13 protein-coding genes and 1 other RNA gene are annotated in these 15,448 nt (G+C 63.2%); 3 read left to right on the top strand and 11 right to left on the bottom strand.

The genetic code is table 11. The annotated features are described in order from the left end of the window. Nucleotides 1-54: 54 nt before the first annotated feature. The 9 genes from ASC86_RS14745 to ASC86_RS14710 form a co-directional block, all read right to left on the bottom strand. Nucleotides 55-1,797 (bottom strand): penicillin-binding protein 2, encoded by a 1,743-nt coding sequence (locus tag ASC86_RS14745; protein ID WP_056322362.1) that lies wholly within the window; start codon nt 1,795-1,797, stop codon nt 55-57. Beyond that, a complete protein-coding gene (locus ASC86_RS14740) occupies nt 1,797-2,189 on the bottom strand; it encodes a hypothetical protein (protein WP_056322359.1) in 393 nt (130 codons plus the stop codon). Before ASC86_RS14740 ends, ASC86_RS14745 begins: the two co-directional genes overlap by 1 nt. A gap of 3 nt (nt 2,190-2,192) precedes the next feature. After that, nucleotides 2,193-3,218 (bottom strand): 16S rRNA (cytosine(1402)-N(4))-methyltransferase RsmH, encoded by a 1,026-nt coding sequence (rsmH, locus tag ASC86_RS14735; protein ID WP_056322357.1) that lies wholly within the window; start codon nt 3,216-3,218, stop codon nt 2,193-2,195. A gap of 14 nt (nt 3,219-3,232) precedes the next feature. Further along, nucleotides 3,233-3,673 carry a division/cell wall cluster transcriptional repressor MraZ gene (mraZ, locus tag ASC86_RS14730; protein ID WP_056322354.1) on the bottom strand — a complete coding sequence of 147 codons (441 nt, stop codon included), beginning with the start codon at nt 3,671-3,673 and terminating at the stop codon, nt 3,233-3,235. Between the two features lie 604 nt (nt 3,674-4,277). Next, an RNA gene (gene rnpB / locus ASC86_RS15000) (RNase P RNA component class A) lies at nt 4,278-4,672 on the bottom strand. Nucleotides 4,673-4,729: 57 nt separating this feature from the next. Beyond that, nucleotides 4,730-5,923, bottom strand: a complete 1,194-nt coding sequence (locus ASC86_RS14725) for an FAD-dependent oxidoreductase (RefSeq protein ID WP_056322351.1) — start codon at nt 5,921-5,923, stop codon at nt 4,730-4,732. Between the two features lie 130 nt (nt 5,924-6,053). After that, complete coding sequence (locus ASC86_RS14720) at nt 6,054-6,587, bottom strand: lytic transglycosylase domain-containing protein (RefSeq protein ID WP_056322347.1); 534 nt, start codon at nt 6,585-6,587, stop codon at nt 6,054-6,056. Nucleotides 6,588-6,815: 228 nt separating this feature from the next. After that, on the bottom strand, nt 6,816-7,577 hold the full coding sequence (locus ASC86_RS14715) for an N-acetylmuramoyl-L-alanine amidase (RefSeq protein WP_056322345.1): 762 nt from the start codon (nt 7,575-7,577) through the stop codon (nt 6,816-6,818). Beyond that, a complete protein-coding gene (locus tag ASC86_RS14710) occupies nt 7,574-8,281 on the bottom strand; it encodes a DnaJ family molecular chaperone (protein ID WP_056322666.1) in 708 nt (235 codons plus the stop codon). Before ASC86_RS14710 ends, ASC86_RS14715 begins: the two co-directional genes overlap by 4 nt. A 453-nt stretch (nt 8,282-8,734) precedes the next feature. Here ASC86_RS14710 and ASC86_RS14705 point away from each other — a divergent pair, with 453 nt between their 5' ends. From ASC86_RS14705 to ASC86_RS14695, 3 genes are all read left to right on the top strand, one after another. Next, entirely contained in the window at nt 8,735-9,946 is a 1,212-nt protein-coding gene (locus ASC86_RS14705; protein ID WP_056322343.1) for a pyrophosphate--fructose-6-phosphate 1-phosphotransferase, read from the top strand. Nucleotides 9,947-10,049: 103 nt separating this feature from the next. Next, complete coding sequence (locus ASC86_RS14700) at nt 10,050-10,679, top strand: LysE family translocator (protein WP_056322664.1); 630 nt, start codon at nt 10,050-10,052, stop codon at nt 10,677-10,679. A 122-nt stretch (nt 10,680-10,801) separates the two neighbouring features. Beyond that, nucleotides 10,802-11,899: a lytic transglycosylase domain-containing protein gene (locus ASC86_RS14695; RefSeq protein WP_056322340.1), complete on the top strand. Its 1,098-nt coding sequence runs from the start codon at nt 10,802-10,804 to the stop codon at nt 11,897-11,899. 272 nt (nt 11,900-12,171) lie between these two features. Here ASC86_RS14695 and ASC86_RS14690 read toward each other — a convergent pair whose 3' ends face one another. Both ASC86_RS14690 and ASC86_RS14685 read right to left on the bottom strand, forming a co-directional pair. After that, nucleotides 12,172-13,521: a serine hydrolase gene (locus ASC86_RS14690; RefSeq protein WP_056322338.1), complete on the bottom strand. Its 1,350-nt coding sequence runs from the start codon at nt 13,519-13,521 to the stop codon at nt 12,172-12,174. Between the two features lie 132 nt (nt 13,522-13,653). Next, the gene (locus ASC86_RS14685) at nt 13,654-15,207 is read right to left on the bottom strand and encodes a bifunctional diguanylate cyclase/phosphodiesterase (protein WP_056322335.1); all 1,554 of its coding nucleotides are present in this window, start codon (nt 15,205-15,207) and stop codon (nt 13,654-13,656) included. Nucleotides 15,208-15,448: the final 241 nt, after the last annotated feature.

The raw sequence follows: 15,448 nt of genomic DNA, 5'->3' as shown, positions 1-15,448 counted from the left end.
TTCAAACGAATCGACGCGCCCCCTGGCGAATCCTCGGGGACTGTCATTCCATGGTCAATACGACACCAGCAAGGCAGAACCGTCGGCTCCGAACTTGGGCTCCACACCCAGAAGTGGCGCCGAGCGGCTGATGATGTTGCGCACGATCGGCGCGGCATTGCCGGCGGCCGTTCGAATGCCCTTCTCGCCCGTCTTCGGCGCATCGATGAAGGACAAGACGACATATTGCGGATTGTCGATCGGGAAGCCGGCGAGGAAGGCGTTGAAGTTCAGATCGCTCGAATAGCGGCCGTTGACGACCTTGTCGGCCGTACCCGTCTTGCCGCCGACATTATAGCCGGGAACGAGCGCGTTCTTGCCCGAGCCGTAAATGCCGTTGTAGCGGAAGAGGTAGCGCATGTCGTCGCTGGTGCTCTTCTTGATGACCGGAACGGCGACGGCATCGGCCTCTTCGACCGTGCGCGGCAGGAAGGTCGGTTCGATCAGCTTGCCGCCGTTCATGAGGGCAGCGCCCGCGACCGCGGTCTGCAGCGGCGTGGTCGAGACGCCGTGGCCGAAGGAGATGGTGATCGAGTTGATCTTCTTCCAGACACGCGGCTGGCTCGGCATCTTCACTTCCGGCAGCTCGGTCTGCATCTTCGACAGCAGGCCCATCTTGGTCAGGAACTCTTTATGAGCGTCGATGCCGACGAGATCGGCCATCTTTGCCGTGCCGATGTTCGACGAATACTGGAAGATTTCCGGCACGCTCAGCACGCGGTGCTTGCCGTGGAAATCCTTGATGGTGAAGCCGCCGATACGGATCGGGAAGCGGGCGTCGAAGGTATCCTTCAGCGTCACCTTGCCGGAATCGAGCGCCATGGCCGTCGTGAACGACTTGAAGGTCGAGCCCATTTCGAACGTGCCGTTCGACATGCGGTTCATCCAGCCGTCCTGCGCGCCGCCGGCCGGGTTGTTCGGATCGTAATCCGGCACGGAGGCCATGCCGAGGATTTCGCCGGTATGCACATCCATGACCACGGCGCCGGCCGCGATCGCCTGATATTCGGTCATCGCCTGCAGCACGGAATCGCGCACGATGTTCTGGACACGCAGGTCGATCGAGAGCTTGACCGGCTCCAGCTTGGCGTCGCTGGTCATGCCGATGGCGGCAAGGTCGGCAAGGCCCTGGTTGTCGATATAGCGCTCCATGCCGGCAATGCCGCGGTTGTCGACATTGACGTGGCCGACGACGTGAGCCGCGGTCGGGCCGCCCGGATAGAAGCGGCGCTTTTCCGGACGGAAGCCGATGCCGGGAATGCCGAGCGCCAGGATTTCGCTCTGCTGCTTCGGCGTCAGCTGGCGGCGAAGCCACTGGAAGCGCGATTTGGATTTCAGCTTGTTGTAGATATCGGCAACGTTGAGGTTCGGCAGCACGGTGGCGAGCTGCTCGACCGCCTCGTCGGCATCGACGATCTTGTTCGGCTCGGCATAGAGCGAGACGGTGCGGATGTCGGTCGCAAGGATTTCACCATTGCGGTCGAGGATATCCGGGCGCGAGGCCATGAGGTTATCGCCGCGACCGATGCTGGACACCGTCTCCGGCTGGGCAAGGCCATATTGCACGAGGCGGCCGCCGATGATGCAATAAACCGTCGTGAAGCCAACGATCATGATCGCGACGCGGCTGCGGGCCTGGCTGCCGCTCTTCTTGCGAGAACCGACGAAGGAGGCGTTGACGTCACCGGGGCGATTGCTGCCGCCCGTGGAGAAATGCGCCTTGCTCTTGACCACCATGATACGCGACAAAAAGGACATCAGCGCGCCACCGAACCCGTTGAGATATTATCTGTTTTCTTGGCGGCAGCGGTCTTTGACACCGGCTTGCCGTCCTTGCCCTTCTCTTCCTCGACCGGAACATCCGCCTTCAGCATCGGCAGCTCCTGCGGATGAATGAGCTGGGTCGGCGCCGTCGGCGCCAGTTGCAGGTCCTGCTGATAGCTGCCGACGAGCTTTTCGAGGCGGCTCGGCTGGGTGAGCAGCGCCCAGTCGGCGCGCAGAAGATCGATCGTGTCTTCTTCCAGCTTGATCCCGGCATCGAGCTTGCGGACCTCTTCCAGCTTGTTTTCGGCCTGATGCTTGATCGTGTAGGTGACCGTTGCCGCGGCCGTCATGACGACGATCAGAACGATGTCAAAAGTACGCAACATGGTTCAGGACCCCATCTTTCCAAGGCTTGCAAGGTTCGGCAAATCGAAGATGGACATATCATCCGCCTCTGGAGGGGCTTCCGTGCGCACTGCCGACCGCAACTTGGCGGACCGGGCGCGCGGGTTTTGTGCCGCTTCCTCTTCGCTGGCTGCAATCATAGCCTTGCCAACTGGTGCGAAGGTTGCCGCACGCTGATGGACGACCGGCAGGTGGCGCGAGCCGGAAGCCTTGCCGGCGCGATCGGAGAAGAACTTCTTGACGATGCGGTCTTCCAGCGAATGGAAGGTGACGACGGTCAGGACGCCGCCGGGCTTCAGCGCCCGCTCGGCGGCAAACAGCGCCTGCGCCAGCTCGCCCAGTTCGTCGTTGACGAAGATGCGCAGCGCCTGGAAGACGCGGGTGGCCGGATGGATCTTGTCCTTGGCCTTGCGCGGCGTGACGATTTCGATCAGGCCGGCGAGATCACGGGTGGTCTCGAACGGCTGCTCGGCACGACGTTTCTCGATGGCGCGGGCGATGCGGCCGGATTGCGGCTCCTCGCCGAGGAAGCCGAAGATGCGGGTGAGGTCGGAAACCTTGGCGCGATTGACGACATCGGCGGCGGAAACGCCGTCGGCCGACATGCGCATGTCGAGCGGCCCCTTCTTCTGGAAGGAGAAGCCGCGCTCGGCCTCGTCGATCTGCATGGAGGAGACGCCGATATCGAGCACGACGCCATCGAGGCCTTCGGCCGGCGCATGATCGGCAAGCTCGGAGAAACGGGAGTGGATGAGCGTCAGATGGCCATTGCTCGACGCAACCAGCGACTGGCCGCCGGCGATCGCATTGGGATCGCGGTCGAGCGCGATGACATCGGCTCCGGCATCGAGGATCGCGGAGGTATACCCGCCTGCGCCAAACGTGCCGTCGAGAATGATCTTGCCGGGGGCCGGTTCGAGGCTGGCGAGAACCTCGCGAAGAAGAACCGGAATGTGGCGGACCGGTCCGCCATCGGCTTCAGTGGAACCTCCGCCTTGATCCGCCACCATTCCGTTTCTCCACACTACTGAGACCGCAGACCTCGCAATCTGCGCTCTTCGCGCGCATCCGCCTGCGCCTGAAGGAACGCCTGCGGTGCCCACAACTGAAAATGATCCGCCCGTCCAACAAAGGTCACCTCGTTGGTGATGCCCGTGAAGTCTCGGATAAAGTCCGTGACCGCGAGGCGCCCTTCCTGATCGAGCTTCATGAAGACCCCGCCCCCATGAACCAGGAGCGACATCTGATTGGCCGGCGCCGAGAGAGGGTCCTCCAGCGCGATCTGCCTTTCGAAACGATCCAGCAACTCCGGACCGCCGGCGCTGATAGCCGGAAACACGAAATCCTGAAAGCAGTATAATTCCCTGATGTCCAATGCCGACATCACCGACCGGAACGCGGACGGCACGGAAACCCTGCCCTTCGCATCGATACGCTGTGTCGCATGGGACAGAAAACGGTTCATGACGCGATACGAAAACCCTGGACGCCGACCCCAACAGACACAAAGCAGGCCGCCGCCGGCCATGATAGCCGGTCGCACGCCCCATCAGGAGCACTTGCAAAACGCTTGATGATTGGGCCTCAAAACGCCCGTGTGCAGTGCGTGATTGGGATAACATGGGACCATATGGGCGTCAATGGGATGAACCTTCTTCAGCGCGCGCCGCGGCGGTTGAGGAGAGGATCGCCTGACCGGACAGCGCGGTCCCGAAACCCTTTTCCGCCCGGATCGACCCCGAACAAAAACAGTTTCTTAACCCTAAATTCGAATGGTTAAGGCGAGGTTAAGATCGAACCCCGGAGGGTGTGGGCGGGCGTCGGCTTTTTATTTCGTGGGGAGGAGATTTCTATGGCCACTCCGAGGTGGCTTTGCCGCGTGCAAAATCGATTCGGCAACGCTGAGATGAAGATGCGACGCATGCTCGGAATAGGCCGCTTGTCCCTTCTCCCCGCCTGCGGGGAGAAGGTGGCCGACAGGCCGGATGAGGGGCCGATGTCGCAACATTCGGGGGATGAGAGTTTTTGAGTTTGCCTCACCGGACCGCCCCAAAAATCAAAGAAAGAAATTCGCCAGTTGGCCTGTAAGCCGGGTTCTGTATGGCTCCGACCGAGGCCGGAACGTGGCAGCCATTCATCTGGGACAGCGCTTGCGCGATGCCTCTTGCAACCCACCCGGATAACTAGCCCGGAAAAGGCCGGAGCGCTTGCGCGCTCCACGTTATCCCTATTCGGTTTTGCTCCCGGTGGGGTTTACCGTGCCGTTCATGTCACCATGACCGCGGTGGGCTCTTACCCCACCCTTTCACCCTTACCGCCCGAAGGCGGCGGTTTGCTTTCTGTGGCACTTTCCCTGAGGTCGCCCTCGCCGGACGTTATCCGGCACCGTCTTTCCGTGGAGCCCGGACTTTCCTCCCCCCGCAACCTTTCGGCCCTAGCGGAGAGCGGCTGCCCGGCCAACTGGCAGGCGCTGATTAACCGAGGCGGCCGGCAATTGCCAGAGGCAATCGCAGATTCGCCGCTATTCCCGGAAGGAGACGGCGAAATCCGTCTCGTATTCGGAAGCGTCGAGCACGCCGTTGAGGACCAGCGAGGCCCCGAGCCGGCCGATCTCGTCCGAACTCTTGGCGGCGGCACCATTGCCGCCGGTAACCACCGCGATGCGGTCGCCGCCGGTGAAGCCTATGACGGGATAGCCGTGCGGCGTATAGGTGGTGACGCAGGGCGCGATATGGGTGGAAACCGGCGTGAAGGACCGCATCACCTCGGCAAACAGCCGCGCGATATGATCGGCCGCCGAACGGCTGCCTTCGCCATGATACCAGTTGCGCGCCGCCGACTCATCGGCCATCGGCAGGTCGGTCGGATCGCCGCCGATCTTGATGTAGTGGCGGCCATCGGGATAGAGCACCGGCGGCAGGAGATAGAAATTCTCGTCCTGCACCCGTCCCGCGACGATCAGCGACGGCATGGCCGCAAGGTGTTCCAGATCGGCATCGGAGACCTCGGCAAAGAACACCGTGCGCCCCTTGACCACCAGATCGAGCGGCCGGGCGAAAAGCTTGCGCGAGATGGAAAAGCCGCCAGCGGCGATGAGAATGCGGGCCGCCTTCAACACCTGCCCTTCGGCGGTTTCGACGCGAACGCCATCAGCCTCTTCGGAAACGGAAACGACTTCCTGCGCGACGACACGGGCGCCGGCCTTCTCGGCCGCGTTTACCTGCGCCTTCACCAGTGCGCGCGGATTGATATGTCCCGCGCCCGTGGCTTCGAAAATACCGCCATAGCCGGCCGGGAACGAAAAATAGGGAAATTTGCCGCTCAGCGCATCGGCATCGACATAGGGCGCCACGACGCCGAGGCGGTCCCGCGCATCGATGACATTGCCGAGATAGTCGCTCTCGCCGCCCGGAGCCGGAGCGGCGATCAGGCATCCCACTTCATGATAGAATTCGATGCCGCTCTGCTCGGCGATCTGGCCGTAACGTTCGATCGAGCGGCGGGCGAGCCGCGCCCAGACGGGATCGGGATCGATGGTGCGGGTGATGCGGCCGTTGTCGTAGTGGCTGGCGAAGACGCCGTCGTGACGCTGCCAGTCGGCAGGTTCGTCGGGGCCGACCAGCGCAACCCTTGCGCCGGATCGTGCGAGGTGCCGCCCGGCGGCAGCGCCCATCATTCCCTTGCCGACAACAATGAAATCAAACTCTTCCGCCATGCCATCCACTCCAGCAACCGATGTCCGGGGATAGCACGAGAGACGGGAAAAGCGCAAAGCGCCGGTACGCGAAAAACCAATCCGGCATTTGCAAGGGCCGGGACAAAAGTGCCCGCCCCTTCGAACAGCGTCAGCCCAGAATGGCCTGCACCTTGCCGCAATAACGGCGCGAGACCGGGTTCATGCGCTTGGCGCCATGGCCGGCATTGTAACGCAGCACCGTGCCGCAGGTGTAGCCGCCCGACAGCTGATGCGCCTGGGCGAGATACTTCATGCCGAACTTGATGTTGGTTTCCGGATCGAAGAGGCCGGTGCGTCCGCCCTTGTAGCCCATCATCCGCGCCGTCGTGGGCTTGATCTGCATCAGGCCGATTTCGCCGGCACTGCCGCGCGCCTTCGGATTGTAATTGCTTTCGACCTTGATGATCGCATGGGCGAGATCGACCGGAACGCCGTATTCCTCGGCATAGTCCTCGATCAGGTCGCTATAGGCGGTCGGCTGCAGCGCGATGTCCGGCTTCGGATAGCCGGTTGTCCGCTCTACCGACGGAATAGCTTCGGTCTTGATGATTTCGTCCTGAATGCCCCCGGCATAGGTCGTCGTCGCGCTGGAAACGAGCATGCAGAAGCATGCCGCAACCGCAGCACCCTTGGTAATTCGCATCGAGTTTGAAGTCTCCAATAGTCGTGGACACGGCCCACCGGACGCACCCCGTCCTGCCGCTCCACTTGCTGTCGTTATCGGCAGGAAAGGACTTGGAGGCCCGGCATCACCTGCGCTTCGGTACGGCGCAGAAAAGACCGGCGCATCGTGGTATTCGTGTGGCAGTGCACAAAATTAGCGATTTCCGCCCCGGTCAGGGGTCGGGAAACGACCTTGCGGAAAGGCCCTTCAGGCGGCGAATTTCGGCAGGGACGAGAGCAGCCGGTGCAGCGTATCGAGGGTGGAAATATCGGCGATGCCATCCACCTGCACTTGCCGGAAATGGCGCTGGAACGCCGCAACCGCGCCTTCGGTCTTCTCGCAGAAATTGCCTGTGACTTCAATTCCGTAGCCATAGAGCCCGAGCATGGACTGGATCGCCTCGACCGGCTGTCCCTGATCGCCTTTTTGGAAGAAACGTCCGCCGCCGATGGGGGTCGGCGCAACCCAATGCCCCACACCGCCCTCGAACAGCGCTTTCCATGGAAAATTTTCGCCCGGATCGACCTTACGAATCGGGGCGACATCGCTGTGCGCAAGCACCTTTTCCGGGGCGATGGACCAGCGTTCGCCACAGTCCCGACACAATTCGACGACCGAATCGATCTGCTTTTTCGGAAAATCCGGCAGGCTCGGATGCCCGGCATTGGCGATCTCGATGCCGATCGAGCGGGAGTTGATATCGCCCTCGCCCTGCCAGATGCTCTTGCCCGCATGCCAGGCGCGGCGGCTTTCCGGCACGAGCTGGTCGACGCGGCCATCCTCATAGACGAGATAATGGCACGACACCTGGCTCTCCTCGCGACAGAGCCAGTCGAGCGCGCCTTCCGCCGTCGGCATGCCTGTATAGTGCAGAATGATCATATCGGGCATCAGGCCCCCTGCCCGTTCGCCATGGTTCGGCGACGGCACGACGCGTGCCTTGGCGTAGTCGGCAGAAAACGAAGTCATGCGGCGCGGCGTTCTTTCTCGATCGCCTCATAGGCGGCATTGAGGGCCGCCATGCGGTCGTTGGCGATCGCATGGAACTCCTGCGGCACGCCGCGGGCAAAGAGCGTGTCGGGGTGGTTTTCGCTGACGAGCACGCGGTAGCGGCGGCGGATATCGGCAAAATCGTCCTTCGGCGAAACGCCGAGCACCTTGTAGGGATCGACGCCCTCGGCATGCACATGCCGGGCCATGATCTCGTCGAAGCGGCTTTCCTTCATCCGGAAGATTTCGGCGACGCGGCGCAGGAAGACCATTTCGTTCTCATGCAGCGCGCCATCGGACTTGGCGATGTGGAACAGCCCGTCGATAATGTCTTCCAGCACCGGGCAGTTCTGCTCGCAGGAAACGCAGAGCGAGGCGAGCTTTTCGGCATAGGCCTCGTAGCCGGCGACATCCTGACGGGCCAGATTGTAGAGGCGGGCGACGTTCTGCGCCTGATCGTCCGGGAACTTGAAGATATCGCGGAAGGCAGCGACCTCGGTTTCGGTCACCACACCATCGGCCTTCGCCATTTTGGCGGACAGCGCGATCATCGCGACGGAAAAGGCCACCTTGCGGCGGGTTTCGGGATCGCCCTCGAACAGCGTGCGGATCGCCTCGACGACGCCCGCGAGCGCATTGCCCGTCGCGGCGACGAAACCGACCAGGCTGTCCCAGAATGTCATCGGTGCGTTCTTTCCCATATGGCCTGTTCCGATCCCCAGAAGACAAAAGCGTGTGCGGAAGACGGAAATGCGGCGGCCTCGATTTTGCCGCTACGGATAAACAGCTTGAACAGATATGCGGCCGAAATGCAAGCGATCCGCCCCCTGGACGCAGCGTTATGACGATTTTGTGATGGCCCTCAACATTTCGCCAAAGCGACCGCCGCCGGTTTTTGCGAAGCTGTTTTCACTCATTTTTTCAAATGATTGCGAAAGACGGTCTTTCGCCGACCCGACACACAGCGGGGGAAACGCCGCCCCACCGGATGCGGGCCGCCCCATACCAAAGAATAGGACGCCGCAGCCGGCGAAAGCCCTGTGAGCGCCCTTTCGCTGTCATTTCCCTTCCATAGGAATTGCGCTAGACACTCAGCAGGAGGGGCTTGTCCCCGAGCCGATGACCGAGGAGAAATCATGGCCAAGCAGAAAGTCGCAATGCTCACCGCCGGTGGGCTCGCACCGTGTCTCTCGTCCGCCGTTGGCGGGCTGATCGAGCGTTACACCGACATCGCCCCGGATATCGAACTGGTCGCCTATCGCTCCGGCTACCAGGGCCTGCTGCTCGCCGACCGCATCGAAATCACCCGCGACATGCGCGAGAAGGCTGCGATCCTGCACCGCCACGGCGGCTCGCCGATCGGCAACAGCCGCGTCAAGCTCACCAATGCCGCCGATTGCGTCAAGCGCGGCCTCGTCAAGGAAGGTGAGAACCCGCTGCGGGTCGCCGCCGAGCGCCTCGCCTCGGACGGCATCACCATTCTTCACACCATCGGCGGCGACGACACCAACACGACGGCGGCCGACCTCGCCGCCTATCTCGGCGCCAACGGCTACAACCTCACCGTCGTCGGCCTGCCGAAGACCGTCGACAACGACGTCGTGCCGGTTCGCCAGTCGCTCGGCGCCTGGACGGCGGCCGAATACGGTGCCCGCTTCTTCGACAATGTCAGCAACGAACAGAGTGCCGCCCCCAAGACGCTTGTCGTGCATGAAGTGATGGGCCGCCATTGCGGCTGGCTGACCGCCGCCACCGCCCGCGCCTACATGCAGATGACCGACAAGGAGGAATTCGTCGACGGCTTCATGATGAACAAGCAGATGAAGAACATCGACGGCCTCTATCTGCCGGAGATGGCCTTCGACCTGCAGGCCGAGGCCGAGCGTCTGCGCGGCGTCATGAACAAGGTCGGTTTCGTCACGCTGTTCGTCAGCGAAGGCGCCTGCCTCGATGCGATCGTTGCCGAACGGGAAGCCGCCGGCGAAACCGTCAAGCGCGATGCCTTCGGCCATGTGAAGATCGACACGATCAATGTCGGCAACTGGTTCTCCAAGCAGTTTGCCAACCTGCTCGGCGCAGAACGCGCCATGGTGCAGAAATCCGGCTATTACGCCCGCTCCGCGCCGGCCAACCGCGACGACCTGCGCCTGATCCAGAGCATGGTCGACCTCGCCGTCGAAAGCGCCCTCAACAAGGTTTCCGGCGTCACCGGCCACGACGAGGACCAGAACGGCAAGCTGCGCACCATCGAATTCCCGCGCATCAAGGGCGGCAAGCATTTCGACACGTCGGCCAAGTGGTTCGGCGACGTAATGGGCGCCATCGGCCAGCCCTGGCGCGCCGCCTGAGACAACCCCTGAAAACACCCACGCGGCGGGCTTGACCCCACCGCCGCCGCGTGGCTTGCTCCCCTGATCGCTTATCGGCGCCGCTCACGAGGGGGATATCATGATATCGATCGAACACTGGCTCGCTTTCGCCGCGGCCTCCGCCATCATGCTGGCAATCCCCGGTCCGACCATTCTCCTCGTCATCTCCTATGCGCTCGGCCACGGCCGCAAGACCACCGGCGCCCTCGTCGCCGGCGTGGCACTCGGCGATTTCACGGCCATGACCGCCTCGATGCTTGGGCTCGGCGCACTGCTGGCGACCTCGGCAGGCGTCTTCACCGTCCTGAAATGGATCGGAGCGGCCTATCTCATCTGGCTCGGCCTCAAGCTGTGGCGCGCGCCGGTCGGGGCGACCGAAGCCACCACGGAGACGGAGACCGCCAGGGAACGGCCGCTGCGCATCTTCCTGCACACCTATGTCGTCACGGCGCTCAATCCGAAGAGCATCGTGTTCTTCGTGGCCTTCCTGCCGCAGTTCCTCGATACCACCCTGCCGCTCGTGCCGCAGATGGTGATTTTCGAGGCGACCTTCCTGGTGCTGGCGACGCTGAATGCGTCCACTTACGCCCTCATGGCATCGGCCGCGCGAAAGACGATCCGCAATCCGAATATCCAGAAAATCGTCAACCGGACGGGCGGTTCGCTGCTGATCGGAGCGGGCGTTTTGACGGCCGGATTGCGGCGCATCTAGGCCTGGTTAATCGTCACAGCTTGCGATCCGGCGCCCCATAGGTTAATGAAGGCCAACCTCCGGCGGCCCAAGGCTGCTGATTTGCAAGCGGCGCACGCGCCCGGCAGCAGGAAAGCGACGGCATGGCTAAAATCGGTTTTTCCCTCTCGAATCAGCTGCTTACGGCGTGCGCCATCGCCTCTGCAGCGCTGATCACAGGCTGCTCCAGCGTCGACAACACCTCGACCAAGCAACTGTCGGCGATTCAGACCCCGAAACCGCAGCCTCAGCAGACCGCCGCTTACGCAGCCCCTGTCCCCGCCAACGGCGCATCCGCCTCCGCTTACGCGACCCAGAAGACGGCGCTCACACCTGCCCAGCAGGCCGCAGCCCAGCTCGGCGCGATGACCGCCACCCAGGCGGCCGCCACGGCGACACCGGCTGCGACGGAGACCGCAGTCGCGGCGACCGCCTATGCCGACGCACCACCGGTCGATCTCGCCGCCGCAGCCGCCGCCACCAGCTTCGTCGTTCCCGGCAACCCCGGCGTGCCCACGGCTCGCCCGGATATTCCGCAGACGGCCGTCGCTGCCGTCGAAGCAGAGGTCGCAGCCTCCCCCGTGCAGATGGCATCGGCCGTTCCGCAGGACGCCGCGGCAAAGGTGCAGCCCGTCGCCTACGGCGCTTCCCCGCAGATCCCGCAGGGCATGTATGCCATCGCCGCGATGGAATCGGATTTCGACACCGGCGAGCCGATGGGCCTTGAAAACCTCGTCGCCCGGCAGATGATCGTGCCGATGCCGCGTCCGGGCGAAAGCGCCGCCTTTGCCCCCGCAACGGCGGAACCTGCTGCAGTCGTGACCGCGCTTTCTGCCAACACCACCAGTTCGCGCCCGGAACTCGACAAGCTGATTTCCTATTACGCCAAGCTCAACGGCATACCGGAAGCGCTCGTGCACCGCGTCGTCAAGCGCGAGAGCACCTACAATCCCCGCGCCTATCACAACGGCAATTACGGGCTGATGCAGATCCGTTACAACACGGCCAAGGGCCTCGGCTACGACGGCCCGCCGGAAGGCCTGTTCGACGCCGAGACCAACCTGAAATACGCAACCAAATACCTGCGCGGCGCTTTCATCGTTGCCGACAACAAGCATGACGGCGCGGTCAAGCTCTATGCCAGCGGCTACTATTACACCGCCAAGCGCAAGGGCCTGCTCGACGACCTCGATATGCGGTGAGCGGGCGTAGCATGGATTTTGAAAAGGCGGCCGGAGGGCCGCCTTTTTTTGTTTGTGGTTGGGGCCTGCCCACTCTTTGCTCACTTACTCCGCGGCTCTCCGGCCTCCGCGTCCTTGTCCTCTTCCCTCTCATCCTCCGGTTGTCACCCTCGGGCTCGACCCGAGGGGCCACGCCCCGCGGCATGGATTGTCGGGACGAGCCCGACCAAGACGGAAGTGATAGAGAGCGGCATAGCATAGCAGCAGGCTTCACAAACCAAATCTGCCTCACCTCACCGGATCGCCTTGACGATCTCCGCATCCAGCGGCCGGACGTCATAGCCCAGCGATGACGGGGTCAGCCCCAGCCGCACCACGGCGAGATCGAGCGAGGGCACGAGCATGATCGTCTGCCCGTCATGGCCCTGCATCCAGTAAGCATCTGCGGGCAGCGCGATCGAGCGGTCGCGGCCGATGCGGGTCCAGACCTGCCCTGCCCCATAGGCGCCATCGGAGGCCGCTGTCGGCGTGCGCATGAAATCCACGAACCCTTCCGGCAGCATCTGCTGGCCGTTCCAGGCGCCGCCCCGCAGCAGGAAGAGCGCGAACCGCCCCCAGTCCCGCGCCGTCGCATACATGTAGGACGAGCCGACGAAGGTGCCGTGCGCATCCGGCTCGATGACGGCGCTGTTCATGCCGAGAGGCCGGAAGAGCGCTACGCGCGGAAAGACCAGCGCCTCGCGGGTGCTGTCGAAGGTGCTCATCCACAGCCGCGCGAGAATGGTTGTGCTGCCGCTCGAATAGCTGAAGCGGGTACCCGGCGTCGCCGCAAGCGGCTTGCTCGCGGCAAAGCCGGCCATGTCGCCTTCGAGGAACAGCATGCGGGTGACATCGGTCACCGAGCCGTAATCCTCGTTGAAATCAAGTCCGCTCTGCATGGCCATGAGATCGGAGACACGAATGCGGCTACGCGGATCGTTGCGCCATTCCGGCAGAAGTTCGGTACGGTCGAGCGCCATGCGGCCGTCGCGCACCCGAAGCCCAATGAGCGCCGCCGTCACCGATTTTGTCATCGACCAGCCGAGCAGCGGCGTCTCGCGGTCGAAGCCTTCGCCATAGCGCTCGGCGACGATGCGGCCGTTGCGGATGACGACCAGGGCACGCAGGCCGGGACCGGCAAGGCTGTCATTGGCGACGACGGCCTGCACGGCCGGCTCCGTAGCGATCCCGTCGCCGTCCGGCCAGGGCTTGGTGTCATCGCCCGGCCCGCCGCGCCGCCGCAGCTGGCGGTTGCCCGGAAAGGCCGCGAAATCGCCATCGACGACCGTCGTGCAGCCAAGCCCTTCGCGATAGATCGCGTGTCCCGGCGCGGCAAAGCCGAACATGCGGGCGGTCACCGACTTGCGGGTGTCGTCGACGGAGATACGGATGAAGCGCAACAGCGGATGGCCGGGCGCCTGCACGTCCTCGGCCAGCACCTGCGACGCATCACGGCCCGCCAGAAAGACGTTCGAGCAGACGATCTTTGCGGCATAGGCATCACCGACCCGAAGCAGTTCCGGGGGCCATAGGGCAAGCCAGGCCGCAACCGAGGCCACCAGCGCAAACACGATACCCGCAAGCCATTTCAAGACTATCCGCATGCACTCGCCTCTGTCTCGCGCAACGACGGGCCGCAGCCCGCCTGCAATTCAAAAGAGCGCAGCCAGAAGAACAGGATTCCCGGCATTTAGGAAGAGCAGGCGGCGATCAAATCGTCGAGACCGGCCGTTTCGTCAGACGGCCCGGCTTTCGGCCGCCAGCCGGTCGCATTCGAGAAGCCCCATCACATCGGCGGCCGAAACCGGGCGCGAGATCAGGAAACCCTGCGCCTCGGAGGCCCCGAGCGCACGCACGAACTCCAGTTGCCCTTCCGTCTCGATGCCTTCGATGGTGGTGGAGACCTGGAAGGTGTTGCCGAGTTGCAGGATGATATCGACAAGCTCGGCATCCCGCCGGTTGGCGAGCATCGCCTTGGTAAAGGACCGATCGACCTTGAGCTGGTCAAGCGGGAAGCGCCGAAGGTTGTTGATCGAGGAAAAGCCGATGCCGAAATCATCGAGCGCCACCCGCACGCCATGGGCGCGCAGTTCCGCCAGACTGTCACAGATCGTCCTGGCATCGACCGAGAAGATCGATTCGGTCACCTCGATCGTCAGCCGCCCCGGCGCAAGCCCGGCCTCTGCAAGGCACTGTTTGACGTGATCGACGAAGGCGACATCCTTGAACTGGTCGCCCGCGACATTGACGGCGACACCCATGGGCGATGGCCAGCGGGCTGCTTCCAGACAGGCGGTGCGCATCACCCAGCTGCCGATCGGCAGGATCATGCCGGTCTTTTCGGCGGCACTGATGAAGAGATCGGGCTGGATGATGCCCTTTTCGGGATGACGCCAGCGGATCAGCGCCTCGAAGGAGCGCACCGCCCGGCTTTCGATGCCGACGATCGGCTGGTATTCGAGGAAGAACTCACCGTCTGCGATCGCCCGCGACAGGTCGTGCTCTATCTCGAGCTTGCGGCAGGCTTCGGCAGCCATCTCGCCGCAGTAATAGACATGGGCGCTGCCGGGCAGCTCCTTGGCCCTGTAGAGGGCGAGATCGGCCTGCTTCAGCATGTCCGACATCGAACCGTCGCCATCCTCGGCACGAGCCACGCCGATGCTCGCGCAGGTCCAGAACCGGCCGGACTGCAGCTCGAAAGGTTCGGCGAAGAGGGTCTTGATAAGCGCGCAGACATCCTCGATCTTACCCTCGGACGGCGCTCCCGCCAAAAGCACCACGAACTCGTCTCCACCGAGGCGATAGACGTTCGCCATACCTTGCAGCATGCTGCTCAACCGCTGGCTGAGCGCGACCAGCAACTGGTCGCCGGCATCGTGGCCCATCGTGTCGTTGACGAACTTGAAGCGATCGAGGTCGAGAAGCAGCAGCGCGCCACGATAAGACTCTTCGCCCTGCCCGCCCGCTGCAGCGAGATCGCGCTCCAGCGCAAAGCGATTGGCAATGCCGGTGAGCTGATCGGTATGGACGGCCTGCGACAGGCGCTCCTCGGTTTCGCGGTGGCGGTCGAGTTCGGCGATAAGGCGTGCGCGAGAGCGGCGGCTCTGGACGAACATCGCGCCGGCAAGAAACGGGATGGCAGCAAACAGAGCGCCGCCGACCGGCGAAACGGCAAAACCCTCGACAAAGAGCCGGGGAGCGGACAGCACGGCGACGGAGGTGGCGGCACCGATTGCGACACCGATCATGGTGTTCCTGATATCGGTGCTGATCGAAAACGGTTTCAACATCATGTTTATCCCGACAGATTGATTCTGCTGCAATCGGCGTGGCCACGGCCAGCACCGGAAAACGTGGCACTCCTAAAATTGTGGAGACTGTATAAACGATTTCGCTACCAAATCGTGAATGCGGCTCGGGTTGCGCGGCGGCGCGGTCCCCATGTTTAACAAAGCCTTCCCGCGGATTGCGCCGGAAACCGGCGGCTCTCGGCCGCGGCCTCTCCCGTCGCTGCGTCATCAAACTGTAGCC

Source organism: Rhizobium sp. Root1212 (assembly GCF_001424985.1).
GTDB lineage: Bacteria > Pseudomonadota > Alphaproteobacteria > Rhizobiales > Rhizobiaceae > Pararhizobium.
This window is presented reverse-complemented; position numbering and strand designations above follow the sequence as displayed.